3 protein-coding genes are annotated in these 2202 nt (G+C 69.0%); all 3 read right to left on the bottom strand.

The window, feature by feature from the left end; genetic code table 11:
• The coding region (locus tag I5I_RS06360; protein WP_036317757.1) for a histidinol dehydrogenase at positions 1–757 on the bottom strand (757 nt) is incomplete at its 3' end.
• A 9-nt stretch (positions 758–766) separates the two neighbouring features.
• Positions 767–1861, bottom strand: coding sequence for a hypothetical protein (locus I5I_RS06355; protein ID WP_036317760.1), 1095 nt, complete (start codon positions 1859–1861; stop codon positions 767–769).
• Between the two features lie 57 nt (positions 1862–1918).
• A complete protein-coding gene (locus I5I_RS06350) occupies positions 1919–2119 on the bottom strand; it encodes a hypothetical protein (RefSeq protein WP_239640043.1) in 201 nt (66 codons plus the stop codon).
• Positions 2120–2202 lie beyond the last annotated feature (83 nt).

Genomic DNA, 2202 nt, shown 5'->3' with positions numbered 1-2202 from the left:
GAGCTCGGTCCCGGGGATCCTCTAGAGTCATCTCCGTCGCGCCGGCTTCGGAATCCGTTCCGACGAGCCCGCCGACAGCGCGCTTGGCCGCTGCGACGAAGTTGTTGCCAGGGCCGGTGACGACGTCGACGGGCTCCAGGCCGATGCTGTCCACGCCGTACGCGTAGGCGCCGACCGCGCCGGCCCCGCCCATCGCGTAGACCTCCGTCACACCGAGAAGTCGCGCGGCGGCGAGGATGTCGGGATGCACCCTGCCGCCGGCATCGGCTTGGGGCGGCGACGCGAGCGCGACCTCGCCGACGCCGGCGACCTGAGCGGGAACGACGTTCATGACGACGCTCGACGGATACACCGCCTTGCCGCCGGGCACGTAGACACCCGCGCGGCGAACGGGCTGCCAGCGCTGTTCGACGCGGCCGCCGGGGACGATCTCGGTCATCGCCGCAGCGGGAACCTGGGCGGCAGAGGCCAGCCGCACGCGGCGGATCATCTCCTCGATCGCTCGCCGTACCCCCGGGTCGAGACGCTCAAGCGCGTCGTCGAGGTGCGCGGCGGGAACGCGAATGGCGTGATCCTCGACGCGATCGAAGCGCGCCGCCTGCTCCCGCAACGCCGCTTCTCCGCGCAGGCGCACGTCGTCGACGATCTCAAAGGCCGCCTGAAGGGCTTCGGCGCGGGCGGCTTGAGCACGAGGCACAGCAGCAATCCACTGCGCGGTCGTCAACTCGCGACCGCGCACATCAATGGTGCGGAGCATCGTTCCAGGCTACCCGCGTGTGACGCCGGAGACGTCCGTGAGATAGCCGATGCGGCCGTCTTCGTGACGGACGACGAAGCGATCACCGCGGTCCTCGATGACCAATGCCCATGCCGTCGGTCCGATGCGGAACAGCGGTGTGCCGTGTTCATCGACGACGTCGCGCTCGACGGGAACGAGGGCCCAGAAGGCCTGCGACGGGCTGGGGGCGAGCACCGTCTCGTCCAAGACGGTGGTCTCCGACGTCGGCTCCGCGACGGGTGCGGCGCCATCGCTCTGGGCCCCGTCAGCGTGGGCGTCGGTCAGCGGCGTCGCGACGGGGCCCGAGTACGGCGCCCGCTGCGTCGCAGGACGGGCTACGACGGGGCGAGCGGGGCTCGCATACCGGTGGGCGGGCACCTCCGAGCGATGCTGGAAGTCCTCGCCGATGGTCGGCAGAAGCGGCGCGAAGACGGTGAGCACGACGCCGGCCAGCATGAGGATGAACTCCACCCAGACGACCCAGGTCGCGAGGAAGACGCTTCCTCCCCCCACCGAGACGAACGAGCTCCAGAGGATGCCGAGCCAGATGATCGACGAGACCGAGAAAGCGACCGAGGCGAACTGATCGATTCCGAGCGAGCCGACGCGGCGGATGCCCTGCGGCGAGAGTCGACGCAGGCCGATCAGGAACACGGCGACTGTCGGCACGCCGATCGTGAGCAGCCAGTCGATACCCGTCCAGACCGACGTCCCCCAACCGCGGTTGCCGTAGCTGTAGATCGGGAAGAACGAGACGACGAATGCGACGAGCCAGACCGCGCCGAGCGAGACCTCGCGAATCGAGAACGGGCCCACCCCGTACTGCGCGGGAGCGGACTCATCGACGCCGTCCGGTCCGTCGGTCATCGCCTCGAACGCCTCGGCGAAGGTAACGGTCGAGACGTCCGGCGCGGATGTCGCGGCGGGCTCATCGACCTCGGCAGTGCCGGCGGCGGCATCCGAAACCGGAGTCTCGTCGGCGGCATACTCTTGACCGCTCGATGACTCTGCGGCAACGGCGACGTCGTGCTCCTCGCCGGTGCTCTCATCGGCGCTGTCGGGGGTGGGCTTCTCGTCGGTCACGTCACGCATCCTTCCGGAACAGAACTCGACTGGGATCCTACCTGGCCGATCACAGGCTCAGCCCAGACACTGCGGACCGAGCAGGCCTTTCAACTCGCCGTAGAGGTCGACGGTGACACGCACCTGGGCCGGCACTTCGAACACCTTCGCGACGCCGCTCTTATGCAGCTTGAGGGTGACCTCTGTGTCGCCGGGGTGACGGGAGAACACCTGAGCCAACTGCGTGACCGTCGACTCCGTGGCGCGATGCTCGGGCATGAGGAGCACCAAGGAGCCGGTGGCATCGACCGAACCGAGGCGGGCGAGAACGCCGACTGGCCGTGCAGGTTCAGCCCGTCATC

It is taken from the genome of Microbacterium sp. B24 (genome assembly GCF_000333415.1).
Taxonomy (GTDB): Bacteria; Actinomycetota; Actinomycetes; order Actinomycetales; family Microbacteriaceae; genus Microbacterium.
Note: the sequence above shows the minus strand (reverse complement) of the source record. Positions and strands in the feature narration are given on the sequence as shown.